The following is a 19,050-nucleotide window of genomic DNA, read 5'->3' as shown; positions in this document are numbered from 1 at the left end:
CAGCGCGCGGGCACGTTCGGCGCGGTCGACGGGGACGTGCGGGGCCACGTCGGTGCAGCGCGCCGCCACGTCGATCTTCGAGGTCACGGCCGCGGCGATGGCCTCCTCGGACTTGCCGGCGATCAGCAGCACGCGCTTCGAACCGAGCCGCGCGACCTCGGCGGCGAGGTTGTCTGCCGCTTCGCCGGTGCCGAACCGCACCCGCTGGCCGAGCGTGACGTGCTCGAACCGCCAGCTCATGCGCTTTCCTCCCGGCTGAGGACAGCGGTCAGGACGGACATGAGCTCGGCCTCCGGATCAGCGGGAAGCGAGTGGCTGCGCCAGCCGACGTGCTTGTCCGGACGCACCAGCACGGCACCGTCCTCGTCCACACCGGACAGTCGCGACCAGTCGAAGTAGAGGTCCGTCACCGGGCGCCCAGGACCGATGACGACGGTCTCAAGAGGAACGCCGAGCCGGTCGCCCGCCTTCTGCGCCGCGTCGGCCCACGCCTCGCCGTTGATACCGGTCAACAGCGTGAACCGCCCGTACGGCACCAGGTCGTGGGTGGAGCGCTTGCTCCTGCTGTCGCCGACCCATGCGTGCGGCAGCCGTGCTCCCGGCCAGGTCGACGGCTCGTAGTACAGCTCCGGATCGCGGGTCGGCGCGGGACGGGTGGTGCCGTCGGCGACGACGGCGCTGGAGACGTAGGACTGGCCCATCTCCACGCCGTGGGCGTTGAACTCGTAGTTTTTGAGTTCCATGGCCTCCTGCACGGCCGCGCGCTTGGCGGCACCGGCGAGGCTGCTGTCCTTGCGTTCCTCGATCCGTGCGTTCATCTCCTCCGCCGACTGGGTCACGTCGAGCCCGAGCGCCTCGAACAACGCTCCGAATTCACGGGCGGACTTGTTGGCCCGCACGACGATCTGCCGCGCGACGGGAGCGCGTTCCGCGGTGTAGGTGTCGAGCAGAGCGGGCCCTGCCTGTCCGTTGAGGACGGCCGCGAGCTTCCACGCGAGGTTGTACGAGTCCTGGATCGAGGTGTTGGAGCCGAGCCCGTTGCTCGGCGGGTGCTTGTGCACCGCGTCCCCCGCGCAGAACACCCGGCCGCGCTGCAACCGGGTGGCGTACTGCTCGTTGTTGCCCCACAAGGAAATTCCGGTGATTTCCGCGTCGAGAGCAGGGGCGCCGACGAGGTTGCGCACGATCTGCAGCGCGTCGTCCTCGGTCACCTCTGGCACGCCCTGTGCCAGGTCGAAGCCCCACACGATGAGCCACTCGTTCCACGGCCGGACCATGCGCACGAGACCCGCGCCGATCCCGCCGACGTTCGCGCCGGGCTGGATCACCCAGTACAGCACCGAGGGGCGGTGCCGGCAGAGGTCGGAGAGGTCAGCCTTGAACGTGATGTTCATGGACCCGGCGACGTCCATCTGACCCTCGTAGGGCAGGTCCAGGTCGTCGGCCACCGCGGACCGGGCGCCGTCCGCGCCGATGAGGTACTTCGCGCGGATCGTGTACTCGGCACCGGTGAGCCGATTGAGCACCCGCACGGTCACGCCGTCGTCGTCTTGCTCGTGCCCCAGGTACTCCGTGCTGAACTGCGTCTGCGTACCACGTGCCGTCGCGTTGCGGACGAGGATCGGCTCCAGGTACGTCTGCGGGATGTCGCAGTTGAGCGACGGCGACGCGAGCTCGTGATCGGCATGACGAGCGGGGTGGTTGCCCCACGTGAGGATGCGGCCGATTTCCTCACCGGTGATCGCGGTGCAGAACACCGTGTCGCCGATCAGGTGGTGCGGGGTGGCGTCCGCGAGCACCTGGTCCTCGATGCCGACGTCGCGGAAGATCTCCATCGTGCGCTGGTTGGTGATGTGTGCGCGAGGGGTGTTCGCCGTCCACCGGTACTTGGTGATCATGATGTTCGGGACGCCCAGGGTGGACAGGAAGAGCGCTGCGGAGGCCCCTGCCGGACCCGACCCCACGATGAGCACATCGGTCTCGACCGCTGTGTGCGCCGGTGGGGACGTGTCGGTGAGACCGTCGTGGAAAGTCACCATGGCGAAACGGTGACAGCCAGGTTTCGCCGTTTCGTGCCGCGCGCCACACGTGGCGGAAACAGGCAAAAACTTCAGGCGCGGAGTTCTGCGCGGTCCTGCCGTGGCGTGGTGCCGAACCGCGCCCGGTAGGTGCGGGAGAAGTGCGCCTGTGAGACGAAACCGTGCCGTGCGGCGATCTCGGCCAGAGTGACGGGCTCGGCGAGCACGCGACGGGCGGCGTCGAGCCGTGCGTTCAGGACCGCCTGCGGCACGCTCTGCCCAGACCCCGCGAACAGGCGTGAGAGGTGACGTGCGGAGTACCCGATCGCGGCGGCGATCCGGCTCGCGGACAGGTCCTGTTCGTGCAGATGGGCGGCGATGAAGGCGTGGGCGGCCGCCAGGTCACCTGCCGGTGTGCGGGATCCGCCGAGCAGCGTGCCCAGCAGGTCGGTCGCGGTGTTCTCCAGGCCGTCCCAGTCGGCCTGGCCGCCGCGCAACGCACCGGACAACGCCGTCACCAGCGCCTGGGCGTGTGCGTTCTCGGCGAAGCCGAACACCCTGGGCTTCACCGGACCGGGCTTGATCTCGCGCAACAGGGAGCGCGGGGCCTTCAGCACGAGCTCGGTGAGGCCGTGGGCGAAGTCCCGCCGGAAGGGCTGGTCCCCGTCGAGCACCAGCGCCTGACCCGGGACGACCAGCTCCCGGCCGCCGCGGTGGTCGAAGCGGCTCTCGCCGGCCAGCGCGAAGTAGACGATCACGCCGTCGGCCGGGTTGACCGCGATCTGCCGGACGTCCCGCTCGACGGCGTGCGGCGTCCCGCTCACCTTCGCCACCTGCAGGCGGGGGAGCGTCAGGTTCACCTCCGCGCCGTCGAACGGCCTGCCGCCCAGGGGCTGCGCCCGCAGCCCCACGAGGGAACGGGCGTTGTGCTCCTCCCAGCCCGCCAGCCTGTGCGGGCACGGGAGGTCGTGCGTCCGGAACCTCGTGAGGCCGGGCGGGTGCACGGATGCCATCCGTCCAAGATAACCCGTGGTCAGACGCGCGCGGTGAACTTGATCTCGACGAGCTGCTCGGGGAACGCCAGCCCGGTCGTGCCGACCAGCGTGCTCGCGACCTGCGGATCGGGCCGTCCGTAGGCCTCCTTGCGCACCTTGCCCGCGACCGCGAACGCCGCCGGGATGTCCAGCACGTACACGACCTCGTCGACCACGTTCGCGAGCGTGGCGCCGAACCGGCCCAGCAACTCCGCCGCGTTGGCGTAGGTCTGCCGCATCTGCGCTTCCATGGCGGAGAAGTCCGTCACCCTGCCGTCGACGCCGACCGGTGCCGGCGCGACGAGATCAGCGCCGTCGTGTGACAGCTGGCCGGAGATGTAGATCGTGTCGCCGCGCTTGACCGCCTGCGCGTACCCGTACTCGGTTTCCCATGGCACACCGTGGTTCTGAGTTTCCATGACGTCGAGCTTCGCGACTCTCCCGAGCGAGCTCCACCCGAGTTGATGCCTTCGATCGCAAGGATCGTGACACCGGGAGTACGGTCGGAACCGTGCTGACCGTCGCAATCCTGGCGCTGCCCGACGTGTACCCGCTCGACCTCAGCATCCCCGCGCACGTGCTCGGCACACAGCCCGGCTACGACATGCGGGTGTGCGAGGAGCCGTCGGGGCTGAAGCGCGCGGACATCGTCGTGGTGCCGGGCTACGCGAATCCGGAGACCAAACCCGCCGATGCCTACCTCGACGCTCTGCGCGATGCCGCCGACCGCGGCGCGCGGATCGCGGCCATCTGCACCGGCACGTTCGCGCTCGCCGCCGCCGACCTGCTGGACGGCCGTGACGCCACCACGCACTGGCGTTATCTGGAACCGCTGCGCGCGTTGCACCCGCGGGTGAACGTGCTGGAGAACCGGCTCTTCGTGGAGGACGGGAACCTCCTCACCTCCGCCGGCGGGGGTGCGGGCATCGACGCGTGCCTGCACCTGATCCTGGGCGACTTCGGCGTGGCCGCGGCGCACGAGGCGGGCAAGGAGGTCGTGGCGTCCCCCGTGCGCGGCGGGGCGGAGCCGCAGTACGTCGACGTGCTGAGCCCGGTCCGCGCCGACCTGTCCGAGGTGCGGTCGTGGGCCATGGCGCACCTCGGTGAGGCGATCACCGTCGACCAGCTGGCCGGGCGCTGCAACCTCGGCCGCCGGACGTTCATCCGGCACTTCGAACGCGAGACCGGATACTCGCCCATGCGGTGGGTGACGATGCAGCGGGTGCTGAGCGCCCGGCGGTTGCTGGAGACCTCGGACTGGCCCGTGGACCGCATCGCCGCCGCCACGGGTTTCGGCACCGGGTCGAACTTCCGCGCCATCTTCCGGCGCGAGGTGGGCACCACGCCGACCGCCTACCGCAGGTCCCACCCGAGCACGCCGAACGAGGTGCCCGTCAGGTAGCCGGCGATCCCAGCGGCGGGGTAGGGGATGGTGTCGCGGGGGAGGGCGTCGAGCCGGAACCACCGCGCCTCCGAACACCTCTCCGGCTCGCGGTTGACCGGCTCACCGGTCCAGCGCCGGGCCTCGAAGTACAGACCGAGCCGTGGTTCCAGACCGGACCCGTTGGCGTGCAACGTGTGCACGTGCCGCAGGTCTCCGGGTTCGATCAGCACGCCGACCTCCTCCTCGGCCTCGCGCACGGCGCCGTCGAGAACGGACTCGCCCGCGTCGAGCTTGCCGGAGGGCAGGTGCCAGAGACCGTCGAACCGGGGATCCGGGTCGCGTCGCCGGGTGAGCAGCACCTCGCTGTCGCGGACGAGCAGCACGTGGACGTCGATCAGGTGGCGGTCGGCCATCGGCTCACCGTAAATGATCTGCGCCCACCCAAGTCGTTGTGACACGATCGTGCCATGACAGACTTCGCGACCCCCGAAGACATCGCCAACCGCACCAACGCGGCGAAAGAAGCCGCGGTGGCGGCAGGTCGCGAGCTCGGCCTGGAGATCACCGAAGGCAAGGTGCTCTACGAGCTGTTCTCCGTCGTGGTGCACCTGGCACCGTCGCCGGTGGTGGCTCGCATTCCCACCGTCCTGCCGCACACGACGACTCCGGAATCCCTGGCCAAGCGCCAGCAGCAGGAACTCGACGTGGCGCAGTGGCTGCACGACCAGGGCACGCCGGTGATCCCACCGAGTTCCGAGGTGCCGCGCAAGCCCGTCCAGAAGGACGGTTTCTCGATCACGTTCTGGCCGTTCACCGACGAGGACAAGAGCAAGGAACCGGACTACGTCAAGAACTCCGAGCTCACCGCGGACCTGCACGCGGCGCTCAGGGCGTACCCCGGCGAGCTGGACTTCCTGTCCTCAGCGGAACCGGGGTTCGTCAGGGAAGCCCTCACCAAGCTCGAAAACCATCCCGACATCGTCGACCCGGCCGACCTCGCCCGAGCAAAGCAGGAGTGGGAGATCCTGGAGCCGCTCGTCAGCGACGAAAGCGAGTTCCGGAAGGCCTTCCCCGGCATCGAGCTGCAGCCCGTCCACGGCGACTCGCCGCCCGCGAACATCTTCGCCGGCACGAACGGTCCGCTGTTCTCCGACTTCGAGCTCATCACCAGGGGCCCGGTCGAGTGGGACCTGGGCGGCCTCGGCCTGGAGCTCGAAGCCGCTTACGACCGCGGCGCGACCAGGAACGGGCTGCGCACCCTCGACAAGGAAGTCCTCAGGTTCGTCAACGCGGTGGGCGCGATCCGGGTGATCGCGTACCTGTCGTGCGCGGACCAGCTGCCCGCCATGGTCGAGTTCATGCAGCCGTTCCTCCACCAGTGGCGGGACACCGATCCCTACGCGTGAGCGGCCGCCCGATCTCCCAGCCAGGCAACGATGTCCTCGGCGGGCAACGGCTCGCTGAGGAAGTAGCCCTGGACGACGTCGCACCCGGCCTCGGCCAGCGCGGTCCAGGTGTCCTGGTCCTCCACGCCCTCCGCGACGGCCTGCAGCCCGAAGTTGCGGGCCAGCGCCACGAGGGCGTGCACGATCGCGCTGTCGCCGGCGTCGGTGCACATGTGCGTGACGAATGAACGGTCGAGCTTCATCTCGTGCACCCGCATGCTGCGCAGGTACGAGATCGACGAGTATCCGGTGCCGAAGTCGTCGATGGACAGTCGCACGCCGAGCTCGGTCAAGCCGCGCAACACCTCCACGGCTCGGTCCGGGTCGGAGATGATCGCGGACTCGGTGATCTCCAGGGTCAGCAGCCGCGCGGGCAACCCGTGCCGCTTGATCAGGTCGGCCACGTCGCCGGGGAACTCGGTGTGGTGCAGGCAGGCCGCGCCCACGTTCACCGACACCGGGACCTCCCAGCCCGCGTCGGACCACGCACGGCACTGGCGCAACGCCGCGTCGATCACGTAGCGGGTCAGCGGCTCGATGAGACCGTTCTCCTCGGCGATCGGGATGAACTCGTCGGGACGGACCAGGCCGCGCGTCGGATGCTGCCAGCGCGCCAGGGCCTCCGACGCCGCACACCGCGCCCGTGTCGGCCAGTGCCTTGGGCTGGTAGTGCAGGAACAGCTCGCCGCGGTCGATCGCGTGCCGCAGCTCCGTCACGGCGGTGAGGTGCGCGGCGCCGCGTTCGTGCAAGCGGGCGTCGTACACGGCCACACCGGACTTCTCGCGCTTGGCCGCGTACATCGCGATGTCCGCGTGCCGCAACAACTCGTGGCCGTCGCCCGAGTCCGAAGGGCACAGTGCCACGCCGACGCTGCCGGCGATCTCCAGTTCCAGACCCTCCAGCGTGACCGGCATGGCCAACGCGGAAAGGATCTTGTCCGCGACCATGCGGGCGTTCTCAGCAGAGCCGACGCCGGGCAGCAGCACGGCGAACTCGTCGCCGCCCAGGCGGGCCACCAGGTCCGTGTCGCGCACCGCCCACGAGAGGCGGTTGGCCACCTGGCGCAGCAGCAGGTCACCGGAGTGGTGCCCGAGCGAGTCGTTGACCTCCTTGAACCTGTCGAGGTCCACGATCAGCAACGCCAGCGGCTCGTCCTTCTTGCGCGCCTTCGTCACGGCCAGTTCCATCCGGCGCGCGAGCAGCGACCGGTTGGCCAGACCCGTCAACGCGTCGTGGTGGGCCTCGTGCTCGTTCTTGGCTGCCTGGCGCAGGATCTTGCGGCGGTAGCCGAGCAACACCATGCCGAACAGCCCCACCAGGAACGCGTCCAGCACGAACGCCACGATCTGCGCGACCCGCAGCTGCGCGTTCTTCTCATCGGCCGCGCGCAGGTACTCGGTGGTGTCGAGGCGCTTGGCGCCGATCGTCGAGGAGATCTGGCGGCGCAACGACGAGTGCGCGAGGCTTGCCTGGTCCGCCTGCAGCGGGTCCTCGCCGGCGATCACCTTGCGCAGGATGTCCGTGGTCTGGTCGTACAGCGGCAGCAGCCTGCCGGCGACCGCGGTGTCGGACTGCGTTCCGCTGGTGCGCAGCCACTCCAGCTCACCGCGCGCGGAGCCCACCGAGTTCCGCAACGGCTCGATGGTCCGCTCGGTGCGTGCGACCTGCAGGTCCCGCAACGCGTTGTCGGCGACGTTGATGTGCTCCAGCACGCGGCTCCACCGCTCGCTGGTCTCGTTGAGCTCCCGCACGTGCGCGGTCGTGGCCTGCGCGCTGACGCTGCTCCACAGCGCCAGTCCCGCCAGTACCAGCAGCCCGGCCGTCAGTCCCGCCGTCGCCACCCGTGCGGTGGCGCGGCCTTCCCAGAAGCTCACCGTGCCTGCTCCAACGGTCGCACCCAGCTCGCCGGATCGCCGACGAAGCTGTCGATCTGCGGCTGGAAGAACTCCCTGCGCGCCTTCTCGGACTCCTGCCGGTGCAGGATCTGCTCGAGGTTCGCGGTGGTCACCGTCAGCCCGGGCGTCTCGACCCAGCCCTCCGGCAGCGCCGCTCCGCCTGTCGCGTGCCTGGCGAGCAGCCAGCCGGCCACGGCGCCCTTGAGGTAGTGCTCCGGCGAGATCGTCGCCACCATGGCGCCGTCCCGCACCGCCTGCAACGTTCTCGGGTCGACCCCGAAACCGCCCACCAGCCACCTCGCCGACTTCTCGGTTCTGATCGCTGCGAGGTTGACCCCGTCGCAGTCACCGGTCCCAACGAACGCCAGCGCGTTCGGGTTCGCGGCCACCAGGCTGCGCCACGCGTCCCGGTTGGCGTCGTCGTCGCGCTGTGTGTCGAACGGCCCCAGCACCAGTACTCCCGGTAGCTTTTCCGCGAACCGCCCTCGAATCCCTTCGGCCCGGTCGTCGAACCCGGGGAGTCCCGGCGCGGTGTTTCCCAGCACCACTGTTCCGGTCGCGTCCGAGGGCAATCGGCGCATCAACTCGTCAGCCAGCTTTTCGCCGAGTTCGTAGTTGTCGTTACCGATGTGGAGTTTCACCCCGGCGCTCGTGGTGAGTCGCATGTCCACGCCGATGACGGCGACGTGCTGGCTCAGGGCCTCACCGATGGACGGTGCCATCAGCGCCGGTTCGGACGTGGCGACGGCGATTCCGCCTTTCGCGGCGAGCGTCAAATCGCGGAACAACTCGACTTCCTTGTGCCCGTCCTGCCCTGGCGGGCCTGTCACCGTCGCGCTGACACCACCGATGCGGCCGACGCCTTCGTGGAACCCGCTGGTCATCTCCTGAGCGAAGGAACCGCCTGTGCGCTTGACCACGAAACCGACGTGTGGCAGCGCCTCTGACTTCGCGGCACCGCCACAGCTGCATAACAGCACCAGACCCAGCACCAGCGCCGCAGCTCGCATGGATGACCTCGGGCTCGCTCGACCGACGGGTGATTGATCTCCAGAGCGGCCGATGCTACATCGCTTGGTGCGAAATCGGGATAACGCCTGCCAATACCGGGAAGCGCTTTCACGTTGCGGAAGCGTCAGGCCGGTTCATATCCGAGGTTGGGGCGCAGCCACTGCTCCACCTCGGCCACCGGCTTGCCGTACCGGCGGGCGTAGTCCACGACCTGGTCGCGGCCGAGCCTTCCCACCGTGAAGTACTTCGCGTCCGGGTGCTGGAAGATCAGGCCGCTCACGCTCGCCGCGGGGTTCATCGCGAAGGACTCGGTCAGACCGACGCCGATATCCTCCGCGCCGAGCAGGTCGAACAGCTCGCGTTTGACGGTGTGGTCGGGGCAGGCCGGGTAACCCAGCGCGGGCCGGATGCCGCGGAACTTCTCGGCGTGCAGGTCGGCCAGCACCGGCTCGGCGTCCGGCTCGAACCAGTCGCGGCGCGCCCGCAGGTGGATCCACTCGGCGAACGCCTCGGCGAGCCTGTCCGCCAGTGCCTTCACCATGATGGCGCGGTAGTCGTCGTTCTTGGCCTCGTACTCGGCGGACAGCTTCTCCGCGCCCAGGATCGTCACCGCGAAGCCACCGAGGTGATCGCCTTCCGGCGCCACGTAGTCCGACAGCGAGCGGTTCGGGCGGGACACCTGCTTCCGCGTCTGCTGCCGAAGCATCGGGATGAGCACACCGTTGTCGAGCTGGATGTCGTCACCTGCGGAATGCGCCGGCCAGAAGCCGTAGACACCGCGAGCCTCAAAGAGTTCTCCCGCGACGATTTCGTCCAGCAACGTGTTCGCGTCCTCGTAGAGTTCGCGCGCGACCGGCTGGGAGAGGATCGCCGGGAACTTGCCTTTGAGCTCCCACGCGAGGAAGAGGAACGTCCAGTCGATGAACTCGCGCAGTTCCGCCAGTGACGGAGTCATCGTGCGGGTGCCGGTGAATGCCGGGGCCGGCAGTTCGGAGAATTCCACCTTTTCCGCGTTTGCGCGCGCGGCTTCCAGGCTGAGCAACGGGAGCTGCTTGCGGTTTTCGTGCTGCTCGCGCAGTCGCGCCTGCTCAGCGCGGTTCGTGAGGTTCAGCTCGTGGCCACGCCGGTCGTCGAGCAGGTCGGAGACGACGCCGACGACCCGTGACGCGTCGAGCACGTGGATGACCGGCTCGTCGTAGACCGGCGCGATCTTCACGGCGGTGTGCTGGCGGGACGTCGTGGCGCCGCCGATCAGCAACGGCAGTTTCATGCCGCGCCGCTGCATCTCCTCGGCGACGGAGACCATCTCGTCCAGCGACGGCGTGATCAGGCCGGACAGGCCGATGACGTCGGCGTGCTCGCGGATCGCGGTGTCGAGGATCTTCGCTGCCGGGACCATCACGCCGAGGTCGATGACCTCGTAGTTGTTGCAGCCCAGCACGACGCCGACGATGTTCTTGCCGATGTCGTGCACGTCGCCCTTGACCGTGGCGAGCACGACCTTGCCGTTGCCGCCCGCCGTCGACTTGGGCTCCGCGTCCATGAACGGTTCCAGGTACGCGACCGCGCGCTTCATGACGCGGGCGCTCTTCACCACCTGGGGCAGGAACATCTTGCCCGCGCCGAACAGGTCGCCGACGATCTTCATGCCGTCCATCAGCGGACCCTCGATCACGTCGAGCGGACGCGGCAGGGCCTGGCGGGCCTCCTCGGTGTCCTCCTCGATGAAGTCGACTACGCCGTGCAGGATCGCGTGCTCCAGCCGCTTGCCGACCGGCCCCTCGCGCCAAGCGAGATCGACGACGCGCTTCGTGCCGGGGCCTTTGACCGTGTCGGCGTGCGAGACGAGACGGTCCGTCGCGTCCTCGCGGCGGTCGAAGATGACGTCCTCGACCAGTTCGAGCAGGTCGGCGGGGATGTCCTCGTAGACCACGAGCTGGCCGGCGTTGACGATGCCCATGTCCAGGCCGGCGCGAACGGCGTGGAACAGGAACGCGGAGTGCATCGCCTCGCGGACGACGTCGTTGCCGCGGAACGAGAACGACAGGTTCGAGATGCCACCGCTGGTGCGGGCGCCAGGACATCGCTGCTTGATCAGCGGCAGTGCGTCGATGAACGCCTTGGCGTAGCCGTTGTGCTCGGAGATGCCGGTCGCGACGGCGAGCACGTTCGGGTCGAAGATGATGTCCTCGGCGGGGAAACCGGCCTTCTGGGTCAGCAGGTCGTACGCGCGTCCGCAGATCGCGACCTTGCGTTCGGTCGTGTCGGCCTGGCCCTGCTCGTCGAACGCCATCACGACGACACCGGCGCCGTGGTCGCGGATCGTGCGCGCCTGCTCGAGGAACGGGCCCTCGCCCTCCTTGAGACTGATCGAGTTGACCACGCCCTTGCCCTGCACGCAGCGCAGACCGGCCCGCAGCACGCCCCAGCGGGAGCTGTCGATCATCACAGGGATGCGGGCGATCTCCGGCTCGGTCGCGATCAGGTTCAGGAACGTCGTCATCGCCTGCTCGCCGTCGAGCAGGTCGGCGTCCATGTTGACGTCCAGCAGGTTCGCGCCGCCGCGCACCTGGTCGAGCGCGACGGCGAGCGCGGCCTGGTGGTCGTCGGCCTCGATCAGCCTGCGGAACTTCGCCGAGCCCGTGACGTTGGTGCGCTCACCGATCATTACGAAACCGGTGTCGGCGCCGATCTCGAACGTCTCCAGGCCGCTGAACCTGGTGGTGTTGCGGGGCTTGACGACCTCGCGCGGGGTCGTGTTCCTGACGCTGTCGGCGATGGCCTTGATGTGTGCGGGCGTGGTGCCGCAGCAGCCGCCTACGACGTTCACGATGCCCTTGCCCGCGAAGTCCTGCAGCAAGGCCGCGGTCTCGTCCGGGGCCTGGTCGTAGCCGCCGAACGCGTTGGGCAGGCCGGCGTTCGGGTGGCAGGCGACGTAGGTGTCCGCGAGGCGCGCCAGATCGGTGACGTGCGGGCGCATCTCCTCGGCGCCCAGCGAGCAGTTCACGCCCACGACCAGTGGTTTCGCGTGCTCGATCGAGGCCCAGAACGCCTCGACGGTCTGGCCGGACAGCGTGCGGCCGGACAGGTCGACGATCGTCACCGAGATCCACAACGGCAGGTTGGGCGCCACCTCGCGGGCTGCGGTGATGGCGGCCTTGGCGTTGAGCGTGTCGAAGATCGTCTCGATCAGCAGCAGATCGACGCCGCCCTCGTGCAGCGCCGCGATCTGCTCGGCGTAGGAGGCCTTGACCTCGTCGAACGTGACGGCGCGGAACGCTGGGTCCTCGACCTTGGGGGACAGCGAGAGCGTGACGTTGAGCGGCCCGACCGACCCGGCGACGAACCTGCCGCCGAACTCGTCGGCGGCCTGCCTGGCGATCCTGGCGCCGGCGAGGTTCATGTCGCGCACGCGGTGTTCGAGCCCGTAGTCGGCCTGACCGATCGACGTGGCGGTGAACGTGTTCGTGGTCGTGATGTCCGCGCCCGCCGCGAGGTACTGCCGGTGCACGTCGAGCACCAGGTCCGGGCGCGTGAGGTTGAGCAGGTCCGGGTCGCCCGCGACGTCGAGGTGGTGGTCGCCGAACTCGGTGCCGTAGTAGTCGGCGGGGGAGAGCCCTGCCTGCTGGAACATCGTTCCCCATGCACCGTCGAGCACGGCGATCCGCTGGTTCAGCAGGGACTTGAGACCACCCACGCGCGCTCCCGAAAAGTCGGAAGCGCCCTTGTTTCGTGGTGGTGCGAAGCCGAGCGTGGCAGGCGTGGTGGCCCGTTGCAGCGCTTCTCGGCCTCGCGTCCCAGGCTACCAACGCCGACCATGGACCAGGAACTCGTCTCACTCCCTAGGATGGTCTCCGTGAGCGGACAACGGGCGTTGGTCCTCGGCGGCGGTGGTGTCACCGGAATCGCTTGGGAGACAGGGATTCTGCACGGACTCGCAGAAGCGGGCGTCGACCTGACAGATGCCGACCTGTTCGTGGGGACGTCCGCTGGGTCCGTGGTGGCGACGCACTTGGCGGGTGGTACCGCGCTCGCTGACCTCTACGCGGCTCAGCTGTTGCCGCCCGATGGGGAGATCCCCGCGCGGCTGACCCGGTGGATGGTGGTGAGGTACGTGCTCTCCTACGTGATGCCGGGGTCCCCGGCGGCGAAGCGGGCCCGGCTGGGGCGGGCGGCGTTGAGGGCCCGCACGCCGTCCGAGGAGTCGCGGCTCGCGGTGTTCGCCCATCGACTGTCCATTCAGGACTGGCCGGAGCGCGCGCTGAAGGTCACCGCCGTCGACACCGCGGACGGGAAGTTCGTGGCGTTCGACCGGGACAGCGGGGTACCGCTGGTGGAGGCAGTCGCGTCGAGCTGCGCGGTGCCGCTGGTGTGGCCGCCGGTCACGATCAACGGCCGCCGGTACATGGACGGCGGCATGCGGTCCGTGGCCAACGTGGACCTCGCGGCCGGGTGCTCGCGGGTCGTGGTCGTGGCGCCGCTGACGCGTTCGGCGAGTCTGGCGGGCGACCCCTGGAGCGCAGGCGGCGAAGCTCGGCGTGCCGTCGATCGTGGTGAGCCCGGACAGGGCCGCTTTGGCGGCGATCGGGTCGAACCTGCTGGACCCGGCACGTCGAAAGCCCGCTGCCGAAGCCGGACGCGCGCAGGCCGCGTCGGTCGCCGAAGCCGTCCGCGCGGTCTGGAACTGATCACTGTCCGAACGCGCAACAACTGGCCGATACCTCTTGTCCATGGGGTCTGACCTGCTTACCGTCGCCAACCACTCGCATTGACAGCTTTGTTAACCAATTGCTGGAGGCGGTCGTGGTCGGCAGAAGAACCGCGTTGGGGGCGCTCGGGCTCGTGCTCGGCCTCCTCGCGGCAGGGACGATCAGTGCTTCGGCGGCGGATCCACTGGTCTCCGGCGGCAAGGCGGTGACGGCCTCCTCGATCGAGGGGCTCGGGTTCGAGGCGGCGAAGGCGGTCGACGGCAGCACGTCGACCCGCTGGGCCTCGGTGGAAGGGCACGATCCGGAGTGGCTCCGAGTCGACCTCGGCTCGACGCACACGATCAGCAGGGTGAAGCTGAACTGGGAGGTCGCGTACGCCAAGACGTATCGCGTGCAGACGTCCTCCGACGGTTCGACCTGGACCGACGTCTACTCGACGAGTGCCGGTGACGGTGGTGTCGACGACCTGACCGTGTCCGGTTCCGGCCGGTACGTGCGGGTTTACGGCACGGCGCGCGGAACGACGTACGGCTATTCGCTGTGGGAGTTCGAGGTCTACGGCGTGGGCGGCGGCACCAACCCGCCGACGACCACGACGACCACGCCCCCACCGGTGCCTGGTCGACGGCCTGCTGAAGTACAAGCTCGCCCACCCGTCGGTCAACAACCCCGACCTGCTGGCCGCTGAGCAGGACACCGCCTGCCGAAGCGTCAACGGCAGCGACAGCGCGACCGATGGCGACATGGACACGGCTTACGGGCTGCTGCTGGCCGACCGCCAGTGGGGCAGTTCCGGCACCTACAACTACAAGCAGATCGCGGTCAGGAACATCAACGCGATCAAGACGAGCCTGATCAACCCGGACACGAACCTGCTGCTGATGGGCGACTGGTCCGGCCCGGACGACAGCAGGAAGTACTACGGCTCCAGGTCTTCCGACTGGATGGCTGACCACTTCCGTGCGTTCCGCAGGGCGACCGGCGACTCGGCGTGGGACACGATCCGCACCAAGCACCAGGACCTGATCGCCTTGCTGCAGTCGAAGTACGCGGCGAGCACCGGCCTGCTGCCGGACTTCGTGCAGGACACCAACTCCACGGTGAAGCCCGCCGTTGGGAAGATGCTCGAAGAAGAGGCGACCGACGGCAAGTACTGGTACAACGCGTGCCGCGACCCGTGGCGCATCGGTGCGGACGCGGCGGTGACCGGTGACGGCAAGTCGCTGGCGGCGGCGCGCAAGCTGAACACGTGGATCAAGGGCAAGACCGGTGGCGACCCGAACAGGATCGCGGTCGGTTACCAGCTCAACGGCACGCAGATCGGCAGCGGCAGCGACGCGGCGTTCGTCGCGCCGTTCGCGGTCGCGGCGACGACGGATTCGGGCAGCCAGGCCTGGCTGGACGCGTTGTGGAACAAGATGCTGACCACGCCGATCGACACGAACACGTACTTCGGCGCGAGCATCCAGCTCCAGGTGATGATCACGGTGAGTGGGAACCACTGGATTCCGTGACCCAGGTCACCCTGCCCCTGCGTTGACCTTGACCCAGGGGCAGGGTCCGAGCATTTCCGGCATGGACAACGACTTCATCGCACAGACCGCCACCCGCTTCGACATCCCCGGCGCCGCCGCCGGCGTCTTCCACGACGGCGAAGAGCACTTCTTCTGCCACGGCGTGACCAGCGTCGAGAACCCGTTGCCGGTCAACGAGGACACGCTCTTCCTGCTCGGCTCGGTCACCAAGACCTACACCGCGACCGCGATCATGCGCCTGGTCGCCGACGGCCGGGTCTCGCTGGACGCGCCGGTCCGGAAGTACGTGCCGGAGCTTCGGTTGATGGACGACCGCGAGTTCACCGTGCGGCAGCTGCTCAACCACACGTCCGGCCTCGACTGGGGCACGCTCGCCGACACCGGTGAGGGCGACGACGCGCTCGCCAGGCACGTCGCCGAGCTCGAAACGCTGAAGCTGATCGGGGCCGCGGGGGAGCGGCCGTCCTACAGCCAGTCCGGTTTCAACCTGGCAGGACGGATCATCGAGAACGTCACCGGGCAGACCTACGAGCAGGCGATGATGTCGTTGCTGCTCGAACCGCTCGGGCTGGGCAACACGCACTTCGACCGGGACGCGGTGATGACGCGCCGGTTCGCCGTCGGGCACGAGAAGGGCGAGATCGCGCGGCCGTGGCGGCACTGGCGCGCCAACAACCCCGGTGGTGGCATCGCGGCCTCGGCCAAGGATCTCCTTGCGTGGGCCCGTTTCCACCTGGGTGACGGTGACGGCGTGGACCTGGCCGAGATGCGGAGGCCGACGGCGGTGTTGCGCGGCAGCAACCTCGGTGACGCGATCGGCGTCGGCTGGTTCCTGCGGGAGATCGACGGTGTGCAGGCGATCGGGCACGGCGGTTCGTCCAACGGGCAGTTCGCCGAGCTGCTGATCGTTCCTGAGCGGAACTTCGCGGTGGTGTCGATCGCGAACCAGGGGCCGGACGGGATTCCGTTCAACCAGGCCGTGGTCCGCAAGGCGCTGGAACACCACCTCGGTGTGCTCGACCGCGACCCGGAGCCGTTGCCGTACAACGCTGTTGCCGCGCGGGAGGTTGCGGGTGACTACGACAACGACGCGATGGTGATGACCATCGACGACACCGGCGAGGGTCTGGTGCTGGAGGTGCTGCTCCGGCCGGAGATCCGGGAGTCCGCGGAGATGGAGTTGCCGGCCGACCACGCGCCGTTCCCGATGGGGCTGTTGCCTCGCGATGAGTACGTGATCACGGACGGCGCGTTCACGGGGCAGCGCGGGTTCTTCACTCGCGACGCGGACGGCGTGATCATCGGGGTCGATCTCGCCGGTCGGATGTTCGGCCGAGTGTGATGATGGCGCAATGATCACGATCGGCCAGCTCGCCCGGTACGCGGGCGTGACGATCAAAGCGGTGCGCCATTACCACAAGGTGGGGCTGCTGCAGGAGCCCGCGCGTGACCACTCGGGATACCGGCGCTACAGCGCGCAGGACGCGATCGACCTGGTCAAGATCCGCACGCTCGCCGAGGCCGGGGTGCCGCTCGCCCGTGTGAAGGAACTGCTTGTGGCGGACGAGGAGGAGTTCGCCTCGTCGATCACCGAGATCGACGAGGCGCTCCGCCGCCGCGAAGAGGAGATCCGGCTCGCTCGCGAACGGGTCGTGCGGTTGCGGGCGGGCAACGCGTTGTTCCTGACCCCGGAGGCGGCCGCGATGCTGGAACGGTTGCGGCGGCTCGGGGTGAGTGAGCGGGGCGTGCGGATGGAACGCGAGGTGTGGGTCCTCATGCAGACCGTCGCGCCGGACGAGGCGTCGGTGTGGCTCGCGGACAAGACCGAGGCACTCGACGACCCCGAGTTCCAGCAGATCTACCTCGCCCACGACGAGGCCTTCGACTGGTCGCCGGACGACCCGCGGCTGCCGGCGCTGGCGAGGCGGGCGGCCGCGTGGATGTCGTCCAGGCCCGAGATGCCGGTGGCGGATCCGGAGATCACCGAGCTGGCGATGTCCGCGGCAGGAGCCTCGTCGCCAGCGTGGAACCGGATGGCTGCCTTGAGCTAAAAGAGCCCATGTGACTTGAGCCTGGCTTGAGCCCGCCCGTTCTAGGATCGAATCATGGGGAATCGACGTATGTCGTGCCTGATCTCGGTCGTTCTTCTGGTTCTGTTGGGCGCGGGACCGGCACAGGCTGGAGAACGGCAGTTGTTGTACTACAACCACGCTTGGGCAACCTTCCACCGCGCCACCGCGGATGCCGTCGAGCACTCCGCCTATCTCAAGGAGTTCGCGGACTTCGAGGTCCGCACCACGACAGGTGCCGACGGCAAGGTGTGGAAAGGCCGCTACCTGCGCGGCCAGGAGACCTACCTGGAGATCTTCGGGCCCGGCGACGTTCCCGGGCGCGACGGCGAACCGGGCTCCGCCGGTCTGGGACTTTCGACCGAACGCGACGGCGACATCGACGCGGTGAGGTCACGGCTGCACGCCGCCGGCCACAAGCCGATCGACTTCCTGCAGACCCGCGACTTCGGTGACGGCAAGCCGGTGCCGTGGTTCGACTCCGTGTTCCTGGTCGAGAAGTACGACAGGTTCGGTGCCTGGGCCATGGAGTACCGCGACGAGTACCTCAACGACCCGCGCAGCAAGGTGGGGCCCGCACGGTTCCCCGGTGACGTCAGCCGTGAGCGCTACCTCCCGGACGCGTACAAGAACAAGCTGATGCGCAACATCACGCTGATCCGCATCACCGTCACCGCCGGGGACCTGGCGGACACCATCCCGTTGCTGCGGGCTGGCGGGTTCTCCCTGTGGACCGAGCCGGGCACGGTCGTGGCGACGCGGGGTGGCACGACGATGCGGTTCGACGAGGCGCCGCAGGGGCAGGCCGGGCTCAAGCACGTCGAGTTCGAGCTGAACCGCGTGGTGGCGAGGCACGTGGAGCGGCTTGGCACCTCGACGCTGGTCGTGGGTCCTGGCAAGCGCGCGGTCTGGACTTTCTGACACTCTTGGTCCGTACGGATCAACGAACGGGGTGTCGTGTCGCTCGTCGGACGAGAGCGGGAACGGGAGCTGCTGGCCGCGCTGGCCGAGGCGGGCGGGTCCCTGCAGATCGTCGGCGAGCCCGGCGTCGGCAAGTCGGCGCTGCTCGCCTCGCTCGACGGTCACCTGGTCGTCGGTGTCGAGGCTGAGCAGGACCTGCCGTACGCCGGACTGCACCAGGTGCTGCATCCGTTCCTCGACCTGTCCACCTTGCCCGAGGTGCGGCGCGGAGCACTGGAGGTCGTCTTCGGGCTGTCCGACGGCGCTGCGCCACCCGTGCACCTGGTCGGGCTGGCCGCACTCGAGCTGCTGAGCGCGGCAGGGCCCATTGTCCTGGTGGACGACGCGCACTGGCTGGACCAGGCGAGCCGGGACGTCCTCGGTTTCGTGGCTCGGAGGTTGTCCGGCGCCGTGCTCGTGGCGACCGCCCGAACGCCGGTGCTCGCGGGTGTTCCCACGCTCTCCTTGGAACCGTTGGCAGAGGACGACGCCGACGCGCTGCTCGCCGCGGTCGCACCGGACCTGGACGCCGAGCGCCGATCCCGGGTGCTCGCCCAGGCGGCGGGGAACCCGTTGGCGCTCAACGAACTGCCGTTCGGCGGCAACTCCCTGGAGGAGGCGTTCGCGGCGCGTGCCGCCACGTTGCCTCACGAGGTGCGGACGGCGTTGCTCATGACGGCCCTCGGCGGAGCGCTCGCCGGCCTGGAGCCCGCGGTCGAGGCACGGCTGGTCGATCGAGACGGCGCGTTCCGGCATCCGTTGATCAGGTCCGCGATCGTGCGGGCGGCGAGTGCGGCCGAACGTCAGGACGCCCATCGACGACTGGCCGCCGAGACGGACGAGCCGGACCGGAGGGCGTGGCATCTCGCCGCTGCCGTGACGGGCAACGACGAGGAGGTCGCCTGCCTGCTGGAGAAGACGGCCGACCGGGCGCTTTCGGCTGGTGGCGCTGCGGCCGGCGGTCAATGCGTTGGGACGGGCCGCACGGC

At 69.0% G+C, this 19,050-nt stretch carries 15 protein-coding genes, 3 pseudogenes and 1 riboswitch; of the genes and pseudogenes, 9 read left to right on the top strand and 9 right to left on the bottom strand.

Annotated elements, in window-relative coordinates; genetic code table 11:
* The 4 genes and pseudogenes from FXN61_RS33795 to FXN61_RS33780 all read right to left on the bottom strand — a co-directional run.
* Positions 1 to 240 (bottom strand): annotated as a pseudogene (locus tag FXN61_RS33795) (maleylacetate reductase); the annotation flags it as partial.
* Positions 237 to 2,039, bottom strand: a complete 1,803-nt coding sequence (locus FXN61_RS33790) for an FAD-dependent oxidoreductase (protein WP_167978018.1) — start codon at positions 2,037 to 2,039, stop codon at positions 237 to 239. The pseudogene FXN61_RS33795 and the gene FXN61_RS33790, both read right to left, overlap by 4 nt.
* A gap of 71 nt (positions 2,040 to 2,110) precedes the next feature.
* Positions 2,111 to 3,031 (bottom strand): AraC family transcriptional regulator, encoded by a 921-nt coding sequence (locus FXN61_RS33785; RefSeq protein WP_188135785.1) that lies wholly within the window; start codon positions 3,029 to 3,031, stop codon positions 2,111 to 2,113.
* A gap of 20 nt (positions 3,032 to 3,051) precedes the next feature.
* The gene (locus FXN61_RS33780) at positions 3,052 to 3,471 is read right to left on the bottom strand and encodes a Rid family hydrolase (RefSeq protein ID WP_167978017.1); all 420 of its coding nucleotides are present in this window, start codon (positions 3,469 to 3,471) and stop codon (positions 3,052 to 3,054) included.
* A gap of 92 nt (positions 3,472 to 3,563) precedes the next feature.
* Between FXN61_RS33780 and FXN61_RS33775 the strand changes: the two genes are divergently transcribed.
* The gene (locus FXN61_RS33775; protein ID WP_223165700.1) at positions 3,564 to 4,454 is read left to right on the top strand and encodes a GlxA family transcriptional regulator; all 891 of its coding nucleotides are present in this window, start codon (positions 3,564 to 3,566) and stop codon (positions 4,452 to 4,454) included.
* Here the strand turns inward: FXN61_RS33775 and FXN61_RS33770 are convergent.
* Positions 4,406 to 4,849: an NUDIX hydrolase gene (locus tag FXN61_RS33770; RefSeq protein WP_167978016.1), complete on the bottom strand. Its 444-nt coding sequence runs from the start codon at positions 4,847 to 4,849 to the stop codon at positions 4,406 to 4,408. The two genes, FXN61_RS33775 and FXN61_RS33770, sit on opposite strands and share 49 nt — an antisense overlap.
* Before the next feature lie 54 nt (positions 4,850 to 4,903).
* On the opposite strand from FXN61_RS33770, the gene FXN61_RS33765 reads away from it, so the two are divergent.
* Positions 4,904 to 5,842: a phosphotransferase gene (locus FXN61_RS33765; protein WP_167978015.1), complete on the top strand. Its 939-nt coding sequence runs from the start codon at positions 4,904 to 4,906 to the stop codon at positions 5,840 to 5,842.
* Here the strand turns inward: FXN61_RS33765 and FXN61_RS33760 are convergent.
* From FXN61_RS33760 to metH, 4 genes and pseudogenes are all read right to left on the bottom strand, one after another.
* A pseudogene (locus FXN61_RS33760) lies at positions 5,833 to 6,504 on the bottom strand (putative bifunctional diguanylate cyclase/phosphodiesterase); the annotation flags it as partial. The gene FXN61_RS33765 and the pseudogene FXN61_RS33760 overlap by 10 nt on opposite strands.
* 205 nt (positions 6,505 to 6,709) lie before the next feature.
* A pseudogene (locus FXN61_RS56595) lies at positions 6,710 to 7,183 on the bottom strand (diguanylate cyclase domain-containing protein); the annotation flags it as partial.
* 569 nt (positions 7,184 to 7,752) lie between these two features.
* Complete coding sequence (locus tag FXN61_RS33750) at positions 7,753 to 8,787, bottom strand: sugar ABC transporter substrate-binding protein (RefSeq protein WP_167978014.1); 1,035 nt, start codon at positions 8,785 to 8,787, stop codon at positions 7,753 to 7,755.
* Positions 8,788 to 8,912: 125 nt separating this feature from the next.
* Positions 8,913 to 12,485, bottom strand: coding sequence for a methionine synthase (gene metH, locus FXN61_RS33745; RefSeq protein ID WP_167978013.1), 3,573 nt, complete (start codon positions 12,483 to 12,485; stop codon positions 8,913 to 8,915).
* 13 nt (positions 12,486 to 12,498) lie between these two features.
* Positions 12,499 to 12,580, bottom strand: a riboswitch (S-adenosyl-L-homocysteine riboswitch).
* 64 nt (positions 12,581 to 12,644) lie between these two features.
* On the opposite strand from metH, the gene FXN61_RS33740 reads away from it, so the two are divergent.
* The 7 genes from FXN61_RS33740 to FXN61_RS33710 all read left to right on the top strand — a co-directional run.
* A complete protein-coding gene (locus tag FXN61_RS33740) occupies positions 12,645 to 13,529 on the top strand; it encodes a patatin-like phospholipase family protein (protein ID WP_312878181.1) in 885 nt (294 codons plus the stop codon).
* Between the two features lie 62 nt (positions 13,530 to 13,591).
* Positions 13,592 to 14,185, top strand: a complete 594-nt coding sequence (locus FXN61_RS33735) for a discoidin domain-containing protein (protein WP_167978012.1) — start codon at positions 13,592 to 13,594, stop codon at positions 14,183 to 14,185.
* A complete protein-coding gene (locus tag FXN61_RS33730) occupies positions 14,115 to 15,011 on the top strand; it encodes a glycosyl hydrolase family 8 (RefSeq protein ID WP_312878182.1) in 897 nt (298 codons plus the stop codon). Before FXN61_RS33735 ends, FXN61_RS33730 begins: the two co-directional genes overlap by 71 nt.
* 61 nt (positions 15,012 to 15,072) lie before the next feature.
* Positions 15,073 to 16,374 carry a serine hydrolase domain-containing protein gene (locus FXN61_RS33725; RefSeq protein ID WP_167978010.1) on the top strand — a complete coding sequence of 434 codons (1,302 nt, stop codon included), beginning with the start codon at positions 15,073 to 15,075 and terminating at the stop codon, positions 16,372 to 16,374.
* Between the two features lie 10 nt (positions 16,375 to 16,384).
* Complete coding sequence (locus tag FXN61_RS33720; RefSeq protein ID WP_167978009.1) at positions 16,385 to 17,083, top strand: MerR family transcriptional regulator; 699 nt, start codon at positions 16,385 to 16,387, stop codon at positions 17,081 to 17,083.
* Between the two features lie 54 nt (positions 17,084 to 17,137).
* Positions 17,138 to 18,022, top strand: a complete 885-nt coding sequence (locus tag FXN61_RS33715) for a DUF5829 family protein (RefSeq protein ID WP_167978008.1) — start codon at positions 17,138 to 17,140, stop codon at positions 18,020 to 18,022.
* Positions 18,023 to 18,058: 36 nt separating this feature from the next.
* Positions 18,059 to 19,050 (top strand): ATP-binding protein (locus FXN61_RS33710; protein ID WP_167978007.1); only part of this gene is annotated, 992 nt, incomplete at its 3' end.

The organism is Lentzea indica (assembly GCF_012184385.1).
GTDB lineage: Bacteria > Actinomycetota > Actinomycetes > Mycobacteriales > Pseudonocardiaceae > Lentzea > Lentzea indica.
This window is presented reverse-complemented; position numbering and strand designations above follow the sequence as displayed.

What these genes read in the sequence shown, in the direction of transcription:
- FXN61_RS33725 (WP_167978010.1), top strand. Translation starts at nt 15,073, where the DNA reads ATGGACAACGACTTCATCGCACAGACCGCCACCCGCTTCGACATCCCC.
- FXN61_RS33780 (WP_167978017.1), bottom strand. Translation starts at nt 3,471, where the DNA reads ATGGAAACTCAGAACCACGGTGTGCCATGGGAAACCGAGTACGGGTAC.
- FXN61_RS33715 (WP_167978008.1), top strand. Translation starts at nt 17,138, where the DNA reads ATGGGGAATCGACGTATGTCGTGCCTGATCTCGGTCGTTCTTCTGGTT.
- FXN61_RS33790 (WP_167978018.1), bottom strand. Translation starts at nt 2,039, where the DNA reads ATGGTGACTTTCCACGACGGTCTCACCGACACGTCCCCACCGGCGCAC.
- FXN61_RS33785 (WP_188135785.1), bottom strand. Translation starts at nt 3,031, where the DNA reads ATGGCATCCGTGCACCCGCCCGGCCTCACGAGGTTCCGGACGCACGAC.
- FXN61_RS33765 (WP_167978015.1), top strand. Translation starts at nt 4,904, where the DNA reads ATGACAGACTTCGCGACCCCCGAAGACATCGCCAACCGCACCAACGCG.
- FXN61_RS33750 (WP_167978014.1), bottom strand. Translation starts at nt 8,787, where the DNA reads ATGCGAGCTGCGGCGCTGGTGCTGGGTCTGGTGCTGTTATGCAGCTGT.
- FXN61_RS33720 (WP_167978009.1), top strand. Translation starts at nt 16,385, where the DNA reads ATGATCACGATCGGCCAGCTCGCCCGGTACGCGGGCGTGACGATCAAA.
- FXN61_RS33770 (WP_167978016.1), bottom strand. Translation starts at nt 4,849, where the DNA reads ATGGCCGACCGCCACCTGATCGACGTCCACGTGCTGCTCGTCCGCGAC.